A 21,041-nucleotide genomic window follows, 5' to 3' on the forward strand; every position below is an offset into this window, starting at 1 on the left:
TGTGAAAGATGCCACCATCTTGCCTCAGCAGGCCGATGCGGACAAGCGACAACGTCTCTGCAACTGGTTGCATAGACGTGAAAACCGGGCTATATTTCTGCAACTAGTTGCATAAAGAGGACACCCATGAACCGCTACCCCCACCTGCTCGCCCCGCTCGATCTGGGCTTCACCACCCTGAAAAACCGCGTGATCATGGGTTCCATGCACGTTGGCCTGGAAGAGGAAGAAAACGGCTTTGAACGCATGGCCGCCTTCTATGCCGAACGTGCGCGCGGCGAGGTCGGGCTGATCGTCACCGGCGGCATCGCGCCGAACGAGGCGGGCCGTCCCTGGAAAGCGGGGGCCAAGCTGACCACCAGCGAAGAAGTGGCGCAGCACCGCAAGGTAACCGCGGCCGTGCATGCGGAAGGCGGCAAGATTGCCATGCAGATCCTGCACTTTGGCCGCTACGCCTACCACCCGAAGCTGGTGGGCCCGAGCGCGATCAAGGCGCCGATCAACCAGTTCACCCCGCACGAGCTGACCACCGAAGAAGTGGCGGCGACCATCGAAGACTACGCCCAATGCGCCCTGCTGGCGCGCGAAGCCGGCTACGACGGCGTGGAAATCATGGGCTCGGAAGGCTACCTGATCAACGAATTCATCGCCGCCCGCACCAACCAGCGCAGCGACGAATGGGGCGGCAGCTACGAGAACCGCATGCGCTTCCCGGTCGAAATCGTGCGCCGCGTGCGCGAGCGCGTCGGCCACGACTTCATCATCATTTACCGCCTGTCCATGCTGGACCTGGTGGAGGGCGGCTCCACCCTGGACGAAGTGGTGCAGCTGGCGCAAGCCATCGAAAAGGCCGGCGCGACCATCCTCAACACCGGCATCGGCTGGCACGAAGCACGTATCCCGACCATCGCCACCAAGGTGCCGCGCGCCGGTTTCGCCTGGGTGACCAAAAACCTGATGGGCAAGGTCGGCATCCCGCTGGTCGCCACCAACCGCATCAACACGCCGGACGTGGCCGAAGGCATCCTCGCCGAGGGCGCCGCGAACATGGTGTCGATGGCGCGCCCCTTCCTGGCCGACGCCTTCTTCATGCGGAAAGCGCGCGAAGACCGCGCCGACGAAATCAATACCTGCATCGGCTGCAACCAGGCCTGCCTGGACCATACCTTCTCCGGCAAGATCACCTCCTGCCTGGTGAACCCGCGCGCCTGCCACGAGACCGAGCTGGTGATCGCGCCGACGCAGCAAGCCAAGCGCATCGCCGTGGTGGGCGCCGGCCCTGCAGGCCTGAGCTTCGCCACCACCGCTGCATCGCGTGGCCATGACGTCACCCTGTTCGATTCAAGCAGCGAGATCGGCGGCCAGTTCAACGTGGCGAAAAAAGTACCGGGCAAGGAAGAATTCAATGAGACCTTGCGCTACTTCGGCCGCCAGATTGCGCTGACCGGCGTCAAGCTGCACCTGAACACCCGCGTCGACGCCGCCGGCCTGGCTGCGGGCGGCTTTGACGATATCGTGCTGGCCACCGGCGTCACGCCGCGCACTCCTGCCATCGAAGGTATCGACCACCCGAAAGCGCTGGGCTACCTGCAAGTGCTGCGCGACGGCGCGGCAGTGGGCAAGAACGTTGCGGTCATCGGCGCCGGCGGCATCGGTTTCGACGTGTCGGAATACCTGACCCATGAAGGCAAGAGCGCCAGCCTGGAGCCGGAAAAGTTCTACGCCGAGTGGGGCATCGACCATGGCTACGCCGACCGTGGCGGCCTGCGCGCGCCGGACGTGCATCCATCGCCGCGCAAGGTCCATCTCCTGCAGCGCAAGACCAGCAAGGTTGGCGATGGCCTGGGCAAAACCACTGGCTGGATCCACCGCACCGGCCTGAAAGCCAAGCGCGTGGACATGCAATCGGGCGTCAGCTATGACCGCATCGACGACGCCGGCCTGCACGTCACCGTAGAGGGCCGGCAGCACGTGCTGCCGGTGGATAATGTGATCGTCTGCGCCGGCCAGGAGCCGCTGCGCGAACTGCAGCAAGGCCTGCTCGAGGCGGGCTGCACCGTGCATCTGATCGGGGGCGCCGACGTGGCAGCCGAACTGGATGCGAAACGCGCCATCAACCAAGGCACCCGACTGGCTGCCGCCATATAAGGAGTTCGCTCATGCAGTTGCAAGCCGCTGTCGCTGAATCGCTGGAACGCTGGCACAAAATGGTTGCCAGCGGTGACTTGTCCTCCCTGCCCTCCATCGTCGATGCGGATGCGGTCTTCCGCTCGCCGGTGGCGAACAAGCCATACGCCAGCGCGCAAGCCGTGGTGCTGGTCTTGAACACCGCTTACCAGGTGTTCGAGAACTTCGCCTACCACCGCCAGCTGGCGACTGACGACGGCTTGAGCGTGGTGCTCGAGTTCAGCGCCAGCGTGGGGGACAAGCAGCTGAAGGGTATCGACTTCATCCGCTTCAACGACGCGGGGCGGATTGTCGACTTCGAAGTGATGGTCCGTCCGCTCAGCGGCCTGCACGCCTTGGGCGAGGCCATGGGGGCGCGTATCGGCGCCCAGGTTGGCGCATTCAAGACTCCTGCATAGCCTCCAGCATTGCCAGGAGTTTGCGCAGCTGGGCATCCAGCTCGGCTGTGCCTTCCGCGCCCAGCGGGGCGATGATGTTCTTTTCGTTCTCCACGTGCGCCGTAACGGCGCGCTCGATCAGCTCCCGGCCGGCGGGGCTGAGCTGGACCAGCAGGCTGCGCGCATCGGCCGGATTCGGTGCGCGCGAGACCCAGCCCTGGGCCTCCAGCCTTTGCAAGCGGTGGGTCATGGTGCCGGAAGTGACCATCAGCTGTGAAAACAGGGCGGTCGGCGCCAGCTGGTGAGGCGCGCCGGAGCGGCGCAACGTCGCCAGCACGTCGAATTCCCAGTTGCTGAGCCCAAATTCCTCAAAAGTCGCGTCCAGGCGGCGCCCCATCAGCGCGGCGCAGCGCTTCAGGCGTCCGATCACGCCCATTGGCCCCACATCCAGGGCGGGCATCTCGCGCGCCCATTGCTCCAGGATCACATCCACTTTATCCACAGCCGTCTCCAGGAATAGCTATCGGGGCGATTATATCAATTTATCTCGATTTCAAGATAAATTGCGCTATACTTCGATTTATCTCGACTTCAAGATAAATTTGACGCCATGAAAAAATTTCCCCTAGCCGATACCGCGATCACCGCGCTGGCTCCCGTCATCTGGGGGTCGACCTACATCGTCGCCACTGAAATCCTGCCCGCAGGGCGCCCTTTCACCGCCGCTGCCGTGCGCGCCCTGCCCGCCGGCCTGCTGCTGGTGCTGTTTGCCGGCCGCATGCTGGCGCGCCAGCTCTGGTGGCGCGTCGCCGTGCTGGCGGCGCTGAACATCGGCGCTTTCCAGGCCTTGCTGTTTGTCGCCGCCTACCGCCTGCCGGGCGGACTGGCCGCTGTGCTGGGCGCCATCCAGCCGATCGTGATCATGGGCCTGGCCTGGGGCTGGGACGGACGCAAGCCGCAGGTGGCAGCATTGGGCGCCGCAGCGGTGGGCGTGGCCGGCATGGCGGCTTTGCTGCTCTCGCCATCCGCACGCTGGGATGCGCTCGGCGTCGCAGCCGCCCTGGCCGGCGCCCTCAGCATGGCCGTCGGCACCTGGCTGGCGCGCCGCTGGAAGACCGGCCTGCCGGTGGCGGAACTCGCGGGCTGGCAGCTGCTGCTGGGCGGCCTGATGCTCACGCCGCTGGCGCTGCTGGCCGATCCGCCGCTGCCTGCATCGCTGGCTACCAGCGAGCTGCTTGGCTACGGCTACCTGACCTTCGTCGGCGCGCTGGTCGCCTACCTGCTGTGGTTCCGTGGCCTGAGCCGCCTGTCGCCGGTCGCCGTGTCCTCGCTTGGCCTGCTGAGTCCCGCCACCGCCGTGGTGCTGGGCTGGGCCCTGCTCGGGCAGAAGCTCGGCGGCACCGCGATGATCGGCCTGGCGGTGGTGCTGGGCAGCGTACTGACTCTCCAACTCAAACTGCAGGAGGCAAAATGAACAAGCCAATCAAAGACCTGATCGAATCGCGCGTCTCGGCCAACTACTTCGATCCCGTGGCGCCGGTCAGCGATGCACAGGTGGCGGAGCTGGTGCGCCTGGCGACGCTGGCGCCTTCCGCCTACAACGTACAGAACTGGCAATTCGTCGCGGTGCGCTCGCAGGAGGCGCGCGAAAAATTGCGCGAGCTGTCCTTCGGCCAGCAGAAAGTGGTCGATGCGCCGGTGATCTTCATCATCAGCGGCACGCTGCGCGCCCAGGACCAGGTGGCGGCTGCACTGAAACCGGCTGTGGATAAAGGCATACTTATCCAGCCCGTCGTCGACAGCTGGATCCGCATGGCGCAATCCATGGACGGCGACGAACGCGCCCAGCGCGACGAGGCCTTGCGTTCCGCCTCCCTTGCCGCGATGACCATGATCCTGGCCGCCGAGGGCATGGGACTTTCCAGCTGCGCGATGACCGGCTTCGATGCGGAAGCGGTGCATGCCGCCTTCGGCCTCGGCGCCAACGAAGTGCCGGTCATGCTGGTGGCGGTCGGCCATGCCGCCAAGGGCAACTGGCCGCAAAAGCCGCGCCGCCCGCTGGACGCCGTGCTGCGCTACGCCTAACGGTTGGTGATCGTCACGCCGGTGGCCACCAGCAGGCCGCCGGCGATCATCGAGGCCATGACCTGCTCGCCTAGCATCAGCGCGGCAAGCGACACGCCAAACACCGGCACCAGGTTGTTGAAGACCGCCGTGCGTGCCGGGCCAAGCGCTTTCACGCCCTCATACCACCAGACGAATGCCACCACCGTGCCGAACGCGCCCAGGTAGGTGACGGAAGCCCAGACCTGCCAGCCAAGCGAGGCCCAGGCCACGCCAGGCAGCTCGCGCGAGGCGCTGACCAGCAGGAAGCCCAGTCCCCACAGCGATGCGTAGGTGGTGGCGGCAATTGGCGACAAGCCTTTCAGCGCGGCGCGGCCGACCAGGGTATAGGCAGCCCAGCAGGAAGCCGCGCCCAGCATCATCAGCTCGCCGACGCCGATCGACTGGCTGATGTCGTGCAGCGCCGCCATCGGCTCGCCGCGCGTGATCAGGACGGCTGCGCCGGCGAAGGCGATGCCGATGCCGGCCCACTTCCGCCAGTTCAGGCGTTCGCGCAGCACGGCGGCCGCGGCCAGCGCGGTGACGATCGGGTTCATGGCAATGAACAGGGCGGAACGGCTGGCCTCCATCTTGCCCAGCGCTGAAAAGAAGCAGAAGTTGTACAGGAAGATGCCGGTCAGGCCCAGCGCCGCCGTGGCGCCCATCTGCTGCAGGGACAGCCTGGGCAGGCCGCCTTCGCGTCTCCATGCCAGCACCAGCAGCAGCGCGGCGGCGATCGAGAAACGGATGGAGGCCGCGGTCAGCGGCGGCAGCGCATTCGAGACAATATGGCCGGCGATGAAGGTGCCGCCCCAGATCAGGGTGCAGGCGATCAATTTCAGGTAGATCATGGCAGTGGGCCTTGCGTGTCAGTGAAGGAGGTTATACATTAATGCTAATCCTGACTCATAGAAAAATGAGGAAAAGCTCATGACCTTCACCCAACTGGAGATCTTCGCCCTGGTAGCGGAATTGCGCGGCTTTACCGCCGCTGCCCTGCGCCTCGGCGTGAGCCAGTCCGCCGTCTCGCACGCCATCAAATCGCTGGAGCAGGAATTGGGCGTGCAACTGATCGAACGCCAGGGCGCGGTGGCGGACGTGACTGAGCTTGGACAGCGCCTGCTGGTGCGCGCACGGGAAATCCTGGGCCTGGCCGAATCGATGCGGCAGGAAGTGGCGGCCGCCAGCGGCTTGAACAAGGGCTTGCTGCGCATCGGCTCTTTCGGCCCGACTTCTTCACTCAAGCTGATCCCCGCCATCCTCGACGTGTTCCAGAAGCGCTATCCTGGCATCGAAGTACGCATTGACGAAGGCACCGACGGCGACACCCTGCAATGGATCCTGGACCGCCGCGTCGATATCGGCTTCATCCAGCAAGCGGACGACCGCTTCGACACCGTCGACCTGGTGGAAGACCAGATGGTGGCCCTGCTGCCGGCCAACCACGAGCTGGCCGCCAAGAAGTCGGTCAGCGCGCAGGACCTGGCGCATGAACCCTTCATCATGCCCGATGCCGGCTGCTCGACCCTGATCGAGCCGCTGTTCGCTGCACAGGGCCTGTGTCCGCAGGTACGATACCGTATGTCGCAGGTGCTGACGGTGCTCGGCATGGTAGGGCGCGGCGACGGCGTGTCCGGCATGGCGGAGCTGGCGCTGCCGGTCGACCTGGCAGCCAGCCATCCCAATATCGCAGTGCGGCCATTCTCGCCGCCGGTGCGGCGCCGCGTCGGGCTGGCCCTGCGCAACCTGGCGCAAGCATCGCCCGCTGCCAAGGCCTTTGTTGAAGTCGCAAGAAAGGTAAAACTATGAGCGTCAAGCCGGAAATGGAGCAGCGCCTGTTCGCGACAGGCAAAGCATGGTGGAACTGGCTGCAGAAAGAACACGCGACGTCGCCCGGCATCTGGATGAAGATCGCCAAAAAGGGCGCGCCGGAATCGTCGGTGCAGTATCCCGAAGCGCTCGACACGGCGCTGTGCTTCGGCTGGATCGATGGCCAGAAGAAGAGCATCGACGAGCAGTACTGGCTGCAGAAATTCACGCCGCGCGCCAAGCGCAGCATCTGGTCCAAGGTCAATCGCGAAAAGGTGGCGGCCCTGATCGACAAGGGCCTGATGCAGCCCGCCGGACATGCGGAAATAGAGCGTGCGAAGCAGGACGGGCGCTGGGAAGCGGCCTACGATTCATGGAGCGCGGCGGAGGTGCCGCCCGACCTGCAGGCGGCGCTGGATGCGAATGCCAAGGCAAGCGCCAAATTTGCCACGCTCAGTTCGCAGAATCGCTACGCGATCCTGTTCCGTACCCACCAGGCCAAGCGCGCCGAGACCCGCGCCAAGCGGATTGTCGAATACGTGGCCATGCTCGAGCGGGGTGAAACGATTCACCCCCAGGGCAAGTGAATCAGCGGTCTTCCTGTTCCAGCCAGCGGCGGCCCTGAGCCAGCACCAGTTCCAGCTCCATCCGGACCGCCTCCAGCATCGGGGGAAGGTTGTCCGGATTGCCGATCCGGATTGCCGACTCGGCATCCAGTGTGGCTTTCACCAGCCGTTTGGCGCCCAGAACACCAACTGCTCCGCGCAGGCTGTGCAGGATGCGCGCAGCTTCGCCAGGCCGGCCAGCGCGCACGGCAGCATCGGCATCGTCCATCGGCTGCATGCCGCCTTCCAGCGCGCCCCGCACCATCTTGAACATCACCGCGCGGCCCTTCTGGTCCTTGCCCATCACGCGCATCAGGCTATCCATGTTGAATACCTGCTCGGATGGCGCCTGCTCGGGTACAGGCGTAGCGGAAGCCGGGGCAAGGGGCGCCCGGGCAGGCAGGTTGCGCTCGATAACGGCCATCATTTCTTCGATCACCACCGGCTTGGCAATGAAATCGCTGATGCCCGCTTCGGTGCAGCGGTGGCGTTCCGAGGCCAGCACGCCGGCCGTCATGGCGATTACCGGCAGGTCCAGCTTCAGCTCATCGCGGATGATGCGCGTTGCGCTGAAACCGTCCAGCACCGGCATCTGCATATCCATCAGCACGATGTCGTAGCTGCCGGCGCTGGTGCGCAGCATGTCCACCGCCTGCTGCCCATCGCCGGCCACGTCCAGCGTGGCGCCGGCCAGCTCGAGGATGCCGCGCGCCACCGCCTGGTTCAACAGGTTGTCTTCCACCAGCAGGAAGTGCACGCCGCGCAGGCGGTTCACCAGTACGGATGAAGCCGCGCTGGCATCCGCCGCGCCGCTGGTGGTGGCCAGCGCCTGGTGCAGCGCGTCGAACAGGCTGGAGGCGGTGACCGGCTTGACCAGCACCACATCCGCTTCCGGCGAGCCGGCGATCTGGTCGACCTGGCTTCGTGCGAAGGCGTTGATGGTCACCACGATAGGCTGGCGATGGCCTGCCGCCGCCTGCCGGATCTCATGCGCCGAGGTGACGCCGCCCGCACCATGCATATGCCAATCCGCCAGCACCACATCGTATGGGCGCGGGCCGCCCAGGTGCTCGCGGAACTGCTGCAGCGCCCCGGTAGTGGAATCGGCTTCGTCGGCCTCCCAGCCCCAGGCGCGCAGCAGCTGCACCAGCATATTGCGGCTGGTCTGGTTATCGTCCACTACCAGCACATTGAGCGGGCCGATGGACGGCTGGCGGCGCGGTTCGCTGCGTTCCGGCAGCACGCCGAACCACAGCTCGAAGGAGAATGTGCTGCCCTCGCCCGGCACGGTCTGCAACTGCACCTGGCCACCCATCAGCTCCACCAGGCGGCGTGTGATAGCCAGGCCCAGGCCTGTGCCGCCAAAGCGCCGCGTGATGCTTTCATCGCCCTGCGCGAAGGCGTTGAACAATTGCGTGGTCTGCTGCGCCGTCATGCCTATGCCGGTGTCGCGCACCTCAAAGCACAGCAGCACGCGGTCCGCCACGCGCACTGCCGTCCTGACGGAGACCACCACCTCGCCTTGCTCGGTGAATTTGATGGCGTTGCTGGCCAGGTTGGTCAGGATCTGCTGCAGCCGCAGCGCATCGCCATGCAGCAGGGTAGGCACGTCGGGATTGACCACGATCGCCAGTTCCAGTTCCTTGTCGCCGGCATTCATGGTCATGGTCGTTGCCAGCGTCGCCATCGCCTCGTCCAGGTCGAAGTCGATGGGCGCCAGCTCCATGCGGCGCGCCTCGATCTTGGAGAAATCGAGGACGTCGTTCAGGATGCCAAGCAGCGACTGGCCGGACGTGCGGATCATGGTCAGGTACTTGCGCTGCTGCGCGCTGAGCGAGGTATTCCCCAGCAAATACACCATGCCCAGCACGGCATTCATCGGCGTACGGATTTCGTGGCTCATGTTCGCCACGAAGTCGCTCTTGGCGCGGTTCGCCGCTTCGGCGCGGTCACGCTCGCGCTCCAGTTCCGCCGCCCGCAGGTCCGCTTCCGCCATCAGCTGTTGCGAATGGGCTTCAGCCGCCTGTCGATCCTGCATCAGGCAATTGAAGGCCTCGGTCAGTTCGCCGATTTCGTCCTTGCGCGTGACCGGGATCGGGGAAAACTGGCCGGGCGTGGCCCGCAGGTCCTGTATCGCATTGCGCAGCCTTGCCACGGGCGCCAGCAGGTAGAGCGTGATCCAGCCGATCAGCAGGGCCGATATCACCGACGCGCCCACGCCCCAGGCCAGCAGGTGCAGCTGCACGCCCTCGAAAGGCTCGAATGCTTCATGTACCGGCAGGATGGTCGCCAGCAGCCAGCCGGTCGATTTCAGCCGCCGGTAGCTGCTCAAGCCTGGCACGCCGGAGGAGTTTTTGCTGATGACGGTGCCCTCGAAGCCTTCCTTGATCGCTTTAGTGGTGGCCGGGTTGGCATTGGCGGCGCGCGGCTGCAGGATGCGGCTGGCGTCCGGGTGCACGACATAGATCGACGGATCGCTGAGTGTCACGGCAAAATAATAGCCGGTCTTGCCCACCTTGGCGGTACGCAGGTGACCCAGCATATTGTCCTTGTACAGCCGCAGGACGCCGGCCAGCACGCCGACGACCCTGCCCTGGTCGTCCAGCATCGGCGCCAGCATTTCCACGATCGGCTGGCCGCTGGAACGGCTTTTGATCGGGTCCGTGATAAACGGTTTTCGGGTTTCCAGAACCCGTTTGAAATACGCACGGTCTGCGACCGAGACGCCGGCCCTGCCGGCGATCTTTGGCACGTCCCCGACCACGGTTCCGGTGGCGTCCAACACGATTATATCGTCGAACATGGACAGCATTGCGCGGTCTTCATACCAAGCCCGCAGCCGGTCCGGGTCGGACATCAGCTGGCGCGGCTGCCGGCGCGCCGACTGTGCGATCACATCCAGCAGGGTGGTCAGCTTGTCGTCCAGTTCTTGCGCGGTGCGGGCGATCTGCGCATCCTGCTGCGCAAACAGCACCTTGGTGAAGTCCTCCCGCAGGCGCTGGGCCTGCAATACGGTCACCACCGCGATCATCACGATGGACGTAATGCTGGTGGCTAGGGCGACCTTCACATTGATCCCGAGAGGCTTCATTGGCTTCCTTTGGGCGACGCGACTGCTGGCTAGTGTAAATTATTTTTGTAACCGCGAATCCAAATCCGCGAACGGCGCCTCTTAGCAGGTGAGGAAATTCCCTCTGCCTGTAAAAAAAGGAGTGCAAAATGTTCTATGTTAAAAATGTACCAACCTGGGAGCGCGTACTGCGCGTGATAATGGGCCTGGCGGTCGCCGCCTGGAGCGTGCTGGCCCTCGGCGGACTGTGGGGCACGGTATTGGCGTTATCGGCGGCGGCCATCGTGCTGTCCGGGGTATTCGGCTTTTGCCCGGCCTGCGCCATGGTGGGACGCAAACTCGATAAGGCTAGGAAGATGCATGGCGCTCAATGAGCAGCACCAGCCGGTGCTGAAGGCGGCGCACGGCGGCGATCCGGAAGCGCTGGCACGCCTGCTGGCGGTCTGCCAGCCGGATATCCGCCGCTATGCGCAGCGCAATTGCCTGATCAGCGACGTGGATGATGCGGTGCAGGAGGTGCTGCTGCTGCTGTCGCGCCGCCTGTCGTCGCTCAAAGTACTGGCGGCGTTTTCGGGATGGCTGTTCAAGGTAGTGCAGCGCGAGTGCCGCCGGCTGGGCCGGCGCGCCTTCAACTACGATCCTTATGACGAGGAACGTGCCGAGCAATGGCTGGCAGCGCAGGATGACGCGAGCCTGCGCCTGGAAGTCGTGCAGGCGCTTGAATCGCTGCCCCGCGATTACCTGCAGATACTGCTGTTGCGCGACTTTGAAGAGTTGAGTATTTCGGAGATCGCACAGGAAACCGGACTGACGACGGCGGCTACCAAGAGCCGCCTGCATCGCGCCCGTGCGCTGGCGCGCGAATACCTGGTCGCCTAGTCGGCTGGCGCTCCCAGGTCGGCGCGGATAGCCACTTGGCGATCGGCCGGCCAAAGCCAGCTGCCCTCCAGCCGCCAATCACGCTTCTGGCCTTCAACCAGCACCTGCCAGCGCGAGCGTTCCAGCATGGGCAGCGGCACGCTGAAGTCGCCGTTGGCGTCGGGTCGTGCCAGCAGCACCATATCGCGCGAGGGCTGGGTGGCGTGCTGCAGGCGGACGCTCAGGGTTTCATCCAGGGGTTTGCTGCTGCCCACATGGCCGCGCAGTTGACCTTGCGCCGCGTCATAGTGGAATTCGACGGACAGGCCCAGTGCCGCGGCTGCACGGTCGCGCCGCAAGTCCTGGTTGATGGCCTTGCCCTGCTTGTAGTAATCGCCGACCACCAGCGCATCCTGGCCGGAAAAGGCGACATAGCAGGTAGCGATGCCGGCGACGGCCACAAAGGCGGGGCCCATCATCAACAGCCACGGCCAGCGATGGGTGTACCAGGGCGCTTCGACAATTGCATTCATTTCATACTCCTTAGCGCGGCACGATGAATACCGCTTTTTCCTTGACGGCCAGGGATGGATCGTCCAGCGCCGTCAGTTCAATCGCAATCTTGTTGGAGCCGGTTTCGCCCTTGCCATGGTCGACGCGCAGGCGAATCGGCACGGCGCGCGTTTCGGTCGGGCCCAGCTCCACGGTGTCCGGCACCGCAACCTGCAGCGTATCGATCCCGCTGGCCTTGATGCGGTAGGTATGGCCCTTTTCGCCGGTGTTCATGATCTGCAGGCGGTACACGTTCTCGATCATGCCGTTCTCCACCTCGCGGCCCATCGAGCCACGGTCGCGGATCACGTCCATCTTGAGCGGGGTGCGCATGGCCAGCGTAGTGAACACGGCGACGATGAACAGCAGCAGGCCGCCGGTGTACAGCAGGACACGTGGACGCATCACGCGCTTGCGGATCTCCTTCGCACCCAGTCCCTGCGCCATGGCGCGGTCGGTGCTGTAGCGGATCAGGCCGCGCGGCTGCTCGATCTTGTCCATCACGATATCGCAGGCGTCGATACAGGCCGCGCAGCCGATGCACTCGTACTGCAGGCCTTTGCGGATATCGATACCGGTCGGGCAGACCTGCACGCACAGCGAGCAGTCGATGCAGGAGCCTTCCGATTTCGGGCCGCGCGGTTCGCCGCGCTTTTCATCGTAGGTGATGATCAGGGTGTCGCGGTCGAACATCGCGCTCTGGAAGCGGGCATAAGGGCACATGTATTTGCACACCTGCTCACGCATCCAGCCCGCGTTGCCGTAGGTGGCCAGGCTGTAGAACCCGACCCAGAACGATTCCCATGGACCGAAATTGAAGGTCTGGGCTGCCTCGGCCAGGTTGTGCAGCGGCGAGAAATAGCTGACGAAGGTAAAGCCGGTCCACAGAGACAGCGCCAGCCAGGCGGCGTGCTTGCCGCCCTTGCGCCACGCCTTATTGAACGACATCGGCTCTTTTGCCAGGCGCATTTGCGCGCTGCGCGAGCCTTCGAATTTGCGCTCGATCCACAGGAACATCTCCGTGTAGACCGTTTGCGGGCATGAGAAGCCGCACCACACGCGGCCCGCCACCGCCGTGACCAGGAACAGGCCCCAGGCACAGGCGATCAGCATTGCCGCGAGGTAGATGAAGTCCTGCGGCCACAGCACCAGGCCAAAGATGTAGAACTTGCGCGCCATCAGGTCGAACAGGATGGCCTGGCGGCCATTCCATTGCAGCCAGGGCGCTCCGTAGAAGACCACCTGGGTCAGGATCAGGCAGATCCAGCGCAGGTTCTGGTAATGGCCTTTCACCTCGCGCGGGAAAATATCCTCGCGCTTGGCGTACATCTTGATGACTTGTGGTGCGGGGGCGTTCATGCAACTACCTTATCTATTTCATGGCTTGGACTGGTGGGTTCGACAGGCTCCATACATAGGCTGCCAGCACGTGCACCTTGCTCTCGCCGAGGAAGTCCTCGAACGCAGGCATGGTGTTGTTGCGGCCCTTGCGGATGGTTTCCATGATGGTTTCGGAGCTGCCGCCATAGAGCCAGATCTTGTCGCTGAGGTTAGGCGCGCCGATCATCTGGTTGCCTTTGCCGCCAGGGCCATGGCAGGCCATGCAGGCGGTGAACTTGGACTTGCCCATCACGGACTTGATCGGGTCGTTGGTACTGTCCGACAGGCTCAGGACGTATTGCGCAACGTTCTCGATATCCTTCTCCGAACCGACGGCTGCGCCCATCGGAGGCATCACGCCGTGGCGGCCTTTCATGATGGTCAGCTTGATGGTGTCGGGATCGCCGCCGTGCAGCCAGTCCTTGTCGGTCAGGTTAGGGAAGCCCTTGTTGCCGCGTGCATCGGAGCCGTGGCACTGCGCGCAGTAAGTCAGGAACAGGCGCTCGCCGATGGCATGTGCCTGCGGGTCTGCCGCGACTGCTTTGAGGTCCTGGTTCTTGTACTTGTCGAACAGCGGGCCATACTCCTTTTCGGCTTTGGCCAGTTCTTCCTTGTGCTCCTTGGCGGAAGTCCAGCCCAGCGAGCCCTTATAGCTGCCCAGGCCTGGGTACAGCCACAGGTAGCCGATGGCGAAGGCGATAGTCAGGTAGAACAGCCACATCCACCAGCGCGGCATAGGCGTGTTCAGCTCGGTCAGGTCTTCGTCCCAGATATGGCCGGTGGTGCCGACCTTGCCGTCCACCGACTTCAGGGCCGCGCCCTTGACCGAGGACTGCGAGTACAGCAGCACGCCGCAGCCCAGGATACCGATGACCGTCAGGACGACAATGTAGATGTTCCAGAATTCGCTGGTGAAATCAGCCATGGTCCTTCTCCTCGTCAGCGAAAGGCAGCTTGGCCGCTTCTTCCCAGTTACCGGTCTTTGCCCACCACACGATGCCGAGGAAGGTGATGAAGGAAACGACCGTCATCACATTGCTCGCATTACCAAAAAAGTTGTCCATTTCAGTTCCTCGTCTTGATCTGGGTGCCCAGGCCCTGCAGGTAGGCCACGAGTGCATCCTCTTCCGTCTTGTCGGCCAGTTCGGCCGGTGCGGCGGCGATTTCCTGTTCCGTGTACGGGTCGCCCATGCGCTTGAGCGCGCGCATTTTCGGCACCACGTCTTCCGGCTTCAGGCGGGTCTTCGCCAGCCATGGGTAGTTGGGCATATTCGATTCCGGCACCACGTCGCGCGGATTGTTCAGGTGGGTGCGGTGCCACTCGTCGCTGTAGCGGCCACCAACGCGCGCCAGGTCCGGGCCGGTGCGCTTGGAGCCCCACTGGAACGGGCGGTCATACACAAACTCGCCCGCCACCGAGTAGTGGCCGTAACGCTCGGTCTCGGCGCGGAACGGGCGGATCATCTGCGAGTGGCAGACGTAGCAGCCTTCACGCACATAGATGTCGCGGCCCGTCAGGCGCAGCGCGGAGTAAGGCTTCAGGCCCGCCACCGGTTCAGTGGTCGATTTCTGGAAGAACAGCGGAATGATTTCCACCGCGCCGCCCACCGATACCACCAGCGTGACCAGCGCAATCAGCAGCCAGGGGTTCTTTTCAATCCATTCATGGGAAAATTTCATCTTCAACTCCGTTATGCCGCGAGGCTCATATCAGGAATGCGTGCACGCGTCGTTTCGCGGCCTTTCAGGGTCATCCAGGCGTTGTAGGCCATGATGCACATGCCAGCCAGGTACAGGACACCACCGATGAAGCGCACCACGTAATACGGGTAGGTCGCCTTCACGCCCTCGACGAAGGTGTAGGTCAGGGTGCCGTCGGCATTCACCGCGCGCCACATCAGGCCCTGCATCACGCCGGCAATCCACATTGCGGCGATATACAGGACGACGCCGATGGTGGCGACCCAGAAGTGCAGGTCGATCAGCTTGGTGCTGTACATCTTGGTCTGGCCGGCCATGCGCGGGATCAGGTAGTAGATCGAGCCCATGGTGATGAAGCCCACCCAACCCAGCGCGCCGCCGTGAACGTGGGCGATGCCCCAGTCGGTGTAGTGCGACAGTGCGTTGACGGTCTTGATCGACATCATCGGGCCTTCGAAAGTGGCCATGCCGTAGAAGGACAGGGACACGATCATCAGCTTCAGGATCGGGTCGGTGCGCAGCTTGTGCCATGCGCCCGAGAGGGTCATCATGCCGTTGATCATGCCGCCCCAGCTTGGTGCCAGCAGGATCAGGGAGAACACCATGCCCAGCGATTGCGCCCAGTCAGGCAGCGCGGTGTAGTGCAGGTGGTGCGGGCCGGCCCACATATAGGTGAAGATCAGCGCCCAGAAGTGCACGATCGACAGCTTGTAGGAATACACAGGGCGCTCGGCCTGTTTCGGAATGAAGTAGTACACCATGCCCAGGTAGCCGGCGGTCAGGATGAAACCCACCGCATTGTGGCCGTACCACCACTGGATCATCGCGTCCTGCACGCCCGAGTACATCGAGTAGGACTTGAACAGCGAAGCCGGCATCGACATCGAGTTCACCACGTGCAGGATGGTCACGGCCAGGATGTAGCCGCCGAAGAACCAGTTGGCGACGTAGATGTGCTTGACCTTGCGCTTGATGATGGTGCCGAAGAAGACGGTGGCGTAGGCGATCCACACCACGGCGATCAGGATCGAGATTGGCCATTCCAGCTCAGCGTATTCCTTGCCGCGGGTGAAACCCATTGGCAGGGTGACCACGGCCGCCAGGATCACGGCCTGCCAGCCCCAGAAAGTGAAGGCGGCCAGCTTGTCGGAGAACAAACGCACCTGGCAAGTGCGCTGGACCACATAATACGAGGTGGCGAACAGGCCGCTGATGCCGAAGGCGAAGATGACTGCATTGGTATGCAGGGGGCGCAGGCGGCCGTACGTCAGCCACGGAATGTCCAGGTTCAGGGCGGGCCAGGCAAGTTGGGCGGCGATGATGACGCCGACCAGCATGCCCACAACGCCCCACAATATGGTGGCGATCGCGAATTGCTTCACGACCTTGTAGTTGTAGTCCAGTGATTGATCCACTTTGAATTCTCCAGGCAGACACTTTGATGAGATATGTCAAAGGGTACCGAGGAGCACTTCAAAAAAACATGACGTAGGTCAAATCCGGTCGTCGTCCTGCAAAACTCTGATGGCGGGACCCACCAGATCGTCGAATTGGCCGTCGTCCGCGGCCTTGAAGAACAGCCATATCGCGCCGAACACCAGGCAGACGCTGAGGGGGATGAGAAGGTAAAGCGATTCCATTTTCTTAACTCCTGCGCAAGCGAAGCGCATTCAGGACAACGAAGGCGGAACTGGCCGCCATGCCAACGCCCGACAGCCACGGGTTCAGCACACCAAAGGCCGCTGCCGGGATGGCGACAAGGTTGTACAGCGTGGCCCACGCCAGGTTCTGGCGGATCACGCGCATGGTGCGGCTCGCGCTGCGGGCTGTCTCGGCAAGCATTGGCAGGCGGGCGTCGAGCAGCACGCAGTCGGCGTGCACTTGTGCCAACGTTGCACCGCTGCCCATTGCGAAAGAGACATCGGCCGCGCTCAGTACGGCGGCGTCGTTGATGCCATCGCCGACCATCGCCACCACGCCGCCGCAACGTTGCAGCTCCTGCACATAGGCGAGCTTCTCTTCCGGCAGGCAGTCGCCGATTGCCTCGCCGATGCCCAATTGCTCCGCTACTTTGGTGGCCAGCGCCTGCTGGTCGCCGCTAAGCAGTACGACGGTTTTGCCGATCCGCTGGAAGTAGTCCACCGTCTGCCGCGCGTCCGCACGCAGCACATCGCTGATCAGGAAACGTCCCAGCCAGCGCCCCTGCATGCCCAGCCAGACCGTCGTCATGGGCGGTCCGCCAACGCCCGGCGCTTCCCTACTCGGGGCGGCACCCATCCGCGGGACAGGGCCGCCTGCAACGCCCGCCACGTAAGCCCCCGTGCCAAGGCGGTAACGTACGCCATTGACCATGCCCTCCATTCCCTGCCCTGCCAGCTCCTGCAATTTGATCGCGACTGCGGCACCGGCGCCGTGCGCGTCGGCAGCAGCGCAGATGGCGCGCGCAATCGGGTGCGCGCTGCCCGCTTCCAGTGCTGCCGCTACGCGCAGGATGCCGATGATGCGCGCGCCATCGATGGCATCCACGCTTTGCACGGCAGGCCGGCCTTCGGTCAGCGTGCCGGTCTTGTCGAAGACGATGTGGGTGGCGCGATGCAGCGTTTCCAGAACGTGAGGCTGTACGATCAGTGCGCCTTTGCCGAGCAGGCGGTCGGTCGCCGCAGCCAGGGCCGAAGGCGTCGCCAGCGACAGGGCGCAAGGACAAGACACCACCAGCACCGCAATCGCCACCGGCCAGGCGCGCGAGGCGTCGTGCCAGTACCAGAAGCCAAAGCTGGCCGCCGCAAACAACAACAGCGCAGCCACGAACCAGGAAGCAGTGCGGTCCGCCCATTGCGCGATCCGGGGCTTGGCGCTCCCGGCGCGCTCGACCAGCTTGAGCAGGCCAGCCAGCGTGCTGTCGCGAACGGGCTTTTCTACTCGCAGCACCACGGGGCCGCCTGCGTTGACGGCGCCGCCGGGAATCAAATCGCCAACCAGCTTGCGCTGCGGCGCACTTTCCCCGGTCAGCAGCGACAGGTCGACAGCGGTGCTGCCATCCACCACAGTGCAATCCGCCGCTACCGCCTCGCCACCTTTGACGACGATGTAGTCCCCGGCGGCAAGGGCGCTGGCCGGCACCGTAGCCGTGCTGCGCGAGTCGGGCCAAAGCGGCAAGCGCTGCGCCATCTCAGGCGCGCTATGGCGCAGGCGCGACAAGGCGCTAGCCGCTTTGCGCCGCGCCACCATCTCCAGGTAGCGGCTGGCCAGCAGCAGGAAGATGAACATGGTGACGGAGTCGAAATACACCGCGCCATCGCCACGGAAGGTCGATACCGTACTGCCGATGAAGGCCGCCATGATGCCCAGCGCCACCGGCACGTCCATGCCCAGGGCGCGCGCTTTCAGGCTGGCCCAGGCGCCTTTCAGGAAAGGCTGGGCCGAATATGCAATGGCGGGCAGCGTCAGGAGCAGGCTGGCCCAGCGCATCAAGCTCGCCATGCCCGCATCCAGGGTGCCGTCGTCGCCGGCCATGTATTCGGGGGCGACGTACATCATCACCTGCATCATCGACAGGCCGGCCACGAACAGCTGGCGGCCCAGCGTGCGGCTGGCCTTTTGCAGCTGCGCGTCATGGCGCGTATTGTCATAGGGCCAGGCGTTGTAGCCGATGCTGCGCACTGCATCCAGCAGCGCGGCGGCGCTGGTCCTGTTCTTGTCCCAGCGGACGAACAGCTTCTCGGTGGCGACATTCAGGTTGGCTTGCTGCACGCCGTTAACCTGCCGCAGGCGGTGTTCGATCAGCCAAACGCAGGCGGCGCAGCGGATGCCTTCCACCAGCAAGGTCGTTTCGCGCGCATCGCCGTCGTCAATGATGTTCGGATCGTCTTCCGGCAGGGCTAGCGCTGACGGAAGCAATGGATCCGGGCTTGCCGCGCCGCCGGCGGCGGCGGATCCGGCGGTGCTGCCGCCCGGCGCCGAGGCAAAGCCGTTGCGCTCGCGGTAGTAGCTTGCTTGCCCAATATCGACAATCGTTTGGGCGACCGCCGCGCAACCGGGGCAGCACATCGCCTGCTCGGCGCCATCGATCTTGACGTGCCAGTCGGCACTTGCCGCCACCGCCTGGCCGCAATGGAAACACTGCGCGATTTCGTTCATCATCATGGCTGCACCGTCAGGCAAAGCACATCAAGCCAGGCATGCTGTCCGCCGCCAGCAGCGCGCGCCAATCCTAATGCGCCGAAGCCGAGCACCACGAAGCCGCAGGCGATGCGCACCGAGCGCTGTTGCAGGTATTGGCGCAGCTTGGCGCCAGCCATGCCCATGGCCAGCAGCATTGGCAGCGTGCCCAGGCCGAAGGCGCCCATCACCAGCGCGCCGTCCAGCGCAGAGCCGCTCAGCATAGCGGTCAACAGCATGCTGTAGACCATGCCGCAAGGGACCCAGCCCCACAGGCCGCCCAGTGCCAGCGCCTTCAGCGGCGTGTCCATGGGCACAAGCGGCTTGACCAGCGGCTGTACGCGGCGCCACAGAACGCCGCCGGCTTGCTCCACGCGCGCCAGGCCGCGCCATGCATCCATCAGGTACAAGCCCATGACGGCCAGCATCAGGTTTGCCAATACATGGGCCGCCTGCTGCGCCGACGCCATGTGCGCCAGGCTGGCGACGCTGCCTGCGAAGCCGCCCGCAATCGCCCCGGCCAGCATGTAGCTGCCAATGCGGCCGGCGTTATAGGACAGCACATGACCAATCGCGCCGGCAGCAGCGGCTCCACCTGTCGCCAACGGGAGGGCGCTCATAGAGGGCCCCGTCACTGCGCCCGCGCGAACGATCGGGATCACGCGCGCGCGTACCGGCGCGGCGGACGGTCCGCCAACGCTGAACGCGCTGACGATGCCGCCGCACATGCCGGCGCAATGCACGCTGCCGGCGAGGCCGGCAATCAGGACGGGCAACAGGTTCATGGCCTCCTCAAATCGTGCGCGAGAAGCGCAGCGGATGCACTTGCCCCGGCGCCGTACCAGCAGCGCGGTCGGCGGACAGGTGGCGGTCGAACACCATGCAGATATTGCGGATCAGCAGGCGGCCTTTCGGCGTGACCGAAATCCAGTCATCCTCCATCGAGAGCAGGCCATCGGCTTCGAATTCGCGCAGCTTTTCCAGCTCCCTGGCGAAATACTGCTTGAAGCGGATCGGGTATCCCAGTTCCAGCGCGGAAATCGACAGCTCGAAATTGCACATCAGGCGCTGGATCACCATGCGGCGCAGCAGGTCGTCATTGTCCATCGCATAACCGCGCGCGATCGGCAGGCGGCCTTCATCCAGGCGCGCATAGTATTCATCCAGCGTTTTCTCGTTCTGGCTGTAGGTGCCGTTCACCGAGCTGATGGCCGACACGCCCAGCGCCACCAGGTCTGTCTCCGCATGGGTCGAATAGCCCTGGAAGTTGCGGTGCAGGCGGCCCTGGCGCTGCGCCACGGCCAGGTCGTCGTCCGGCTTGGCGAAATGGTCCATGCCGATGTAGACATAGCCGGCCTTGGTCAGGCGGTCGATGCACAGGGCCAGCATGTCCAGCTTGACCGCAGGCGTCGGCAGCTCGTCCTCCGCGATGCGGCGCTGTGGCTTGAACAGGTGCGGCATGTGGGCATAGTTGTACAGCGCGATACGGTCAGGGTCGGCTTCGATGACCTTGTCCATCGTCGCCTGCATGGTGGTCATGCTTTGCTTGGGCAAACCATAGATCAGGTCCACGCTGATCGAGCGGAAGCCAGCATCGCGCGCAGCCTGGATCACGGCCAGCGTTTCTTCCGCCGGCTGGATGCGGTTGACTGCTTTCTGCACGGCGGGATCGAAATCCTGCACGCCCATGCTGACCCGGTTGAAACCTTGCTTGCGCAGCGTGTGGATGCGTGCGGCATCGACCGTGCGCGGATCGATCTCGATCGAGTACTCGCCCTCATCATCCGGCGCGAAATCGAAGTGCTTGCGCAGGTAGGCGAGCAGCTCGCCCATCTGGTCGTCGTCCAGGTAGGTCGGGGTGCCGCCACCGAAGTGCAATTGCTCGACGCGGTTCATGCCGGCGAACAGCTTGCCCTGCATATCGATTTCCTGCTTCAGGTAACCGAGGTAGGTCGCGGCCTTGCTGCGGTCCTTGGTCACCACCTTGTTGCAGGCGCAGTAGTAGCAGACCACATTGCAGAACGGGATATGCACATACAGCGAGAGCGGCGCCGGCTTGCCGCGCAGGCGCAGGTTGGCCTGTGCTTCCAGGAAGCTGGAGTAGCTGAAGTCGGGCTTGAAGCGGTCGGCCGTCGGGTACGAGGTATAGCGCGGGCCGGAAGTGCTCATGCGGCTGATCAGCCCTGCGTCAAACTGTACGGTTGGTTCTGCGATGGAATTCATGAAATTTCTCGTTCGGTG

At 64.1% G+C, this 21,041-nt stretch carries 21 protein-coding genes; 8 read left to right on the forward strand and 13 right to left on the reverse strand.

Annotation, left to right across the window (positions count from 1 at the left end):
* Positions 1–126 precede the first annotated feature (126 nt).
* Both GM658_RS15250 and GM658_RS15255 read left to right on the forward strand, forming a co-directional pair.
* On the forward strand, positions 127–2,148 hold the full coding sequence (locus GM658_RS15250; RefSeq protein ID WP_155454900.1) for an NADPH-dependent 2,4-dienoyl-CoA reductase: 2,022 nt from the start codon (positions 127–129) through the stop codon (positions 2,146–2,148).
* Between the two features lie 11 nt (positions 2,149–2,159).
* Positions 2,160–2,585, forward strand: coding sequence for a nuclear transport factor 2 family protein (locus tag GM658_RS15255; RefSeq protein ID WP_155454901.1), 426 nt, complete (start codon positions 2,160–2,162; stop codon positions 2,583–2,585).
* On the opposite strand, the gene GM658_RS15260 is transcribed toward GM658_RS15255, so the two are convergent.
* Positions 2,569–3,024, reverse strand: coding sequence for a MarR family winged helix-turn-helix transcriptional regulator (locus GM658_RS15260; protein WP_155454947.1), 456 nt, complete (start codon positions 3,022–3,024; stop codon positions 2,569–2,571). The two genes, GM658_RS15255 and GM658_RS15260, sit on opposite strands and share 17 nt — an antisense overlap.
* A 150-nt stretch (positions 3,025–3,174) precedes the next feature.
* Here GM658_RS15260 and GM658_RS15265 point away from each other — a divergent pair, with 150 nt between their 5' ends.
* Together GM658_RS15265 and GM658_RS15270 are read left to right on the forward strand one after the other, a co-directional pair.
* Positions 3,175–4,038 (forward strand): EamA family transporter, encoded by an 864-nt coding sequence (locus GM658_RS15265; RefSeq protein WP_155454902.1) that lies wholly within the window; start codon positions 3,175–3,177, stop codon positions 4,036–4,038.
* Positions 4,035–4,649: a nitroreductase family protein gene (locus GM658_RS15270; protein ID WP_155454903.1), complete on the forward strand. Its 615-nt coding sequence runs from the start codon at positions 4,035–4,037 to the stop codon at positions 4,647–4,649. The genes GM658_RS15265 and GM658_RS15270 overlap by 4 nt, the downstream gene beginning before the upstream one ends.
* Here GM658_RS15270 and GM658_RS15275 read toward each other — a convergent pair.
* Positions 4,646–5,518 carry a DMT family transporter gene (locus tag GM658_RS15275; protein WP_155454904.1) on the reverse strand — a complete coding sequence of 291 codons (873 nt, stop codon included), beginning with the start codon at positions 5,516–5,518 and terminating at the stop codon, positions 4,646–4,648. The two genes, GM658_RS15270 and GM658_RS15275, sit on opposite strands and share 4 nt — an antisense overlap.
* A 79-nt stretch (positions 5,519–5,597) precedes the next feature.
* On the opposite strand from GM658_RS15275, the gene GM658_RS15280 reads away from it, so the two are divergent.
* Both GM658_RS15280 and GM658_RS15285 read left to right on the forward strand, forming a co-directional pair.
* A complete protein-coding gene (locus GM658_RS15280) occupies positions 5,598–6,476 on the forward strand; it encodes a LysR family transcriptional regulator (RefSeq protein ID WP_155454905.1) in 879 nt (292 codons plus the stop codon).
* Positions 6,473–7,063 carry a YdeI/OmpD-associated family protein gene (locus tag GM658_RS15285; RefSeq protein WP_155454906.1) on the forward strand — a complete coding sequence of 197 codons (591 nt, stop codon included), beginning with the start codon at positions 6,473–6,475 and terminating at the stop codon, positions 7,061–7,063. Before GM658_RS15280 ends, GM658_RS15285 begins: the two co-directional genes overlap by 4 nt.
* 1 nt (position 7,064) lies before the next feature.
* Here GM658_RS15285 and GM658_RS15290 read toward each other — a convergent pair whose 3' ends face one another.
* Positions 7,065–10,172, reverse strand: coding sequence for a response regulator (locus tag GM658_RS15290; protein WP_155454907.1), 3,108 nt, complete (start codon positions 10,170–10,172; stop codon positions 7,065–7,067).
* Between the two features lie 128 nt (positions 10,173–10,300).
* On the opposite strand from GM658_RS15290, the gene GM658_RS15295 reads away from it, so the two are divergent.
* Entirely contained in the window at positions 10,301–10,525 is a 225-nt protein-coding gene (locus GM658_RS15295) for a YgaP family membrane protein (protein ID WP_155454908.1), read from the forward strand.
* On the forward strand, positions 10,512–11,030 hold the full coding sequence (locus GM658_RS15300) for an RNA polymerase sigma factor (protein ID WP_155454909.1): 519 nt from the start codon (positions 10,512–10,514) through the stop codon (positions 11,028–11,030). Before GM658_RS15295 ends, GM658_RS15300 begins: the two co-directional genes overlap by 14 nt.
* Here the strand turns inward: GM658_RS15300 and GM658_RS15305 are convergent.
* The 10 genes from GM658_RS15305 to hemN all read right to left on the reverse strand — a co-directional run bounded on the left by GM658_RS15305 (position 11,027) and on the right by hemN (position 21,023).
* Complete coding sequence (locus tag GM658_RS15305; protein ID WP_155454910.1) at positions 11,027–11,542, reverse strand: FixH family protein; 516 nt, start codon at positions 11,540–11,542, stop codon at positions 11,027–11,029. The genes GM658_RS15300 and GM658_RS15305 overlap by 4 nt on opposite strands.
* Before the next feature lie 10 nt (positions 11,543–11,552).
* Positions 11,553–12,920 (reverse strand): cytochrome c oxidase accessory protein CcoG, encoded by a 1,368-nt coding sequence (ccoG, locus tag GM658_RS15310; RefSeq protein WP_155454911.1) that lies wholly within the window; start codon positions 12,918–12,920, stop codon positions 11,553–11,555.
* Between the two features lie 13 nt (positions 12,921–12,933).
* Positions 12,934–13,866 (reverse strand): cytochrome-c oxidase, cbb3-type subunit III, encoded by a 933-nt coding sequence (gene ccoP / locus GM658_RS15315; protein ID WP_155454912.1) that lies wholly within the window; start codon positions 13,864–13,866, stop codon positions 12,934–12,936.
* A complete protein-coding gene (locus GM658_RS15320; protein ID WP_155454913.1) occupies positions 13,859–14,005 on the reverse strand; it encodes a cbb3-type cytochrome oxidase subunit 3 in 147 nt (48 codons plus the stop codon). The genes ccoP and GM658_RS15320 overlap by 8 nt, the downstream gene beginning before the upstream one ends.
* Position 14,006: 1 nt before the next feature.
* Complete coding sequence (gene ccoO, locus GM658_RS15325; protein ID WP_155454914.1) at positions 14,007–14,621, reverse strand: cytochrome-c oxidase, cbb3-type subunit II; 615 nt, start codon at positions 14,619–14,621, stop codon at positions 14,007–14,009.
* 11 nt (positions 14,622–14,632) lie between these two features.
* Positions 14,633–16,057: a cytochrome-c oxidase, cbb3-type subunit I gene (gene ccoN / locus GM658_RS15330; RefSeq protein ID WP_170298822.1), complete on the reverse strand. Its 1,425-nt coding sequence runs from the start codon at positions 16,055–16,057 to the stop codon at positions 14,633–14,635.
* Positions 16,058–16,135: 78 nt separating this feature from the next.
* On the reverse strand, positions 16,136–16,282 hold the full coding sequence (ccoS, locus tag GM658_RS15335) for a cbb3-type cytochrome oxidase assembly protein CcoS (RefSeq protein ID WP_155454916.1): 147 nt from the start codon (positions 16,280–16,282) through the stop codon (positions 16,136–16,138).
* Positions 16,283–16,286: 4 nt separating this feature from the next.
* Positions 16,287–18,785, reverse strand: a complete 2,499-nt coding sequence (locus GM658_RS15340; protein WP_371865116.1) for a heavy metal translocating P-type ATPase — start codon at positions 18,783–18,785, stop codon at positions 16,287–16,289.
* On the reverse strand, positions 18,782–19,585 hold the full coding sequence (locus tag GM658_RS15345; RefSeq protein ID WP_155454917.1) for a sulfite exporter TauE/SafE family protein: 804 nt from the start codon (positions 19,583–19,585) through the stop codon (positions 18,782–18,784). The genes GM658_RS15340 and GM658_RS15345 overlap by 4 nt, the downstream gene beginning before the upstream one ends.
* 7 nt (positions 19,586–19,592) lie before the next feature.
* Entirely contained in the window at positions 19,593–21,023 is a 1,431-nt protein-coding gene (gene hemN, locus GM658_RS15350; protein ID WP_155454918.1) for an oxygen-independent coproporphyrinogen III oxidase, read from the reverse strand.
* Positions 21,024–21,041 lie beyond the last annotated feature (18 nt).

This window comes from Massilia eburnea, assembly GCF_009720745.1.
GTDB classification, from domain to species: domain Bacteria; phylum Pseudomonadota; class Gammaproteobacteria; order Burkholderiales; family Burkholderiaceae_D; genus Rugamonas; species Rugamonas eburnea.

Bases quoted from the DNA above. Each gene is read 5' to 3' on its own strand.
- GM658_RS15345 (WP_155454917.1), bottom strand. From the start codon at position 19,585: ATGAACCTGTTGCCCGTCCTGATTGCCGGCCTCGCCGGCAGCGTGCAT.
- GM658_RS15260 (WP_155454947.1), bottom strand. From the start codon at position 3,024: ATGCCCGCCCTGGATGTGGGGCCAATGGGCGTGATCGGACGCCTGAAG.
- GM658_RS15320 (WP_155454913.1), bottom strand. From the start codon at position 14,005: ATGGACAACTTTTTTGGTAATGCGAGCAATGTGATGACGGTCGTTTCC.
- GM658_RS15305 (WP_155454910.1), bottom strand. From the start codon at position 11,542: ATGAATGCAATTGTCGAAGCGCCCTGGTACACCCATCGCTGGCCGTGG.
- GM658_RS15300 (WP_155454909.1), top strand. From the start codon at position 10,512: ATGGCGCTCAATGAGCAGCACCAGCCGGTGCTGAAGGCGGCGCACGGC.
- ccoP (WP_155454912.1), bottom strand. From the start codon at position 13,866: ATGGCTGATTTCACCAGCGAATTCTGGAACATCTACATTGTCGTCCTG.
- GM658_RS15340 (WP_371865116.1), bottom strand. From the start codon at position 18,785: ATGATGATGAACGAAATCGCGCAGTGTTTCCATTGCGGCCAGGCGGTG.
- GM658_RS15270 (WP_155454903.1), top strand. From the start codon at position 4,035: ATGAACAAGCCAATCAAAGACCTGATCGAATCGCGCGTCTCGGCCAAC.
- GM658_RS15285 (WP_155454906.1), top strand. From the start codon at position 6,473: ATGAGCGTCAAGCCGGAAATGGAGCAGCGCCTGTTCGCGACAGGCAAA.
- hemN (WP_155454918.1), bottom strand. From the start codon at position 21,023: ATGAATTCCATCGCAGAACCAACCGTACAGTTTGACGCAGGGCTGATC.
- GM658_RS15250 (WP_155454900.1), top strand. From the start codon at position 127: ATGAACCGCTACCCCCACCTGCTCGCCCCGCTCGATCTGGGCTTCACC.
- GM658_RS15275 (WP_155454904.1), bottom strand. From the start codon at position 5,518: ATGATCTACCTGAAATTGATCGCCTGCACCCTGATCTGGGGCGGCACC.
- GM658_RS15295 (WP_155454908.1), top strand. From the start codon at position 10,301: ATGTTCTATGTTAAAAATGTACCAACCTGGGAGCGCGTACTGCGCGTG.
- GM658_RS15265 (WP_155454902.1), top strand. From the start codon at position 3,175: ATGAAAAAATTTCCCCTAGCCGATACCGCGATCACCGCGCTGGCTCCC.
- ccoS (WP_155454916.1), bottom strand. From the start codon at position 16,282: ATGGAATCGCTTTACCTTCTCATCCCCCTCAGCGTCTGCCTGGTGTTC.
- ccoO (WP_155454914.1), bottom strand. From the start codon at position 14,621: ATGAAATTTTCCCATGAATGGATTGAAAAGAACCCCTGGCTGCTGATT.
- GM658_RS15280 (WP_155454905.1), top strand. From the start codon at position 5,598: ATGACCTTCACCCAACTGGAGATCTTCGCCCTGGTAGCGGAATTGCGC.
- GM658_RS15255 (WP_155454901.1), top strand. From the start codon at position 2,160: ATGCAGTTGCAAGCCGCTGTCGCTGAATCGCTGGAACGCTGGCACAAA.
- ccoG (WP_155454911.1), bottom strand. From the start codon at position 12,920: ATGAACGCCCCCGCACCACAAGTCATCAAGATGTACGCCAAGCGCGAG.
- GM658_RS15290 (WP_155454907.1), bottom strand. From the start codon at position 10,172: ATGAAGCCTCTCGGGATCAATGTGAAGGTCGCCCTAGCCACCAGCATT.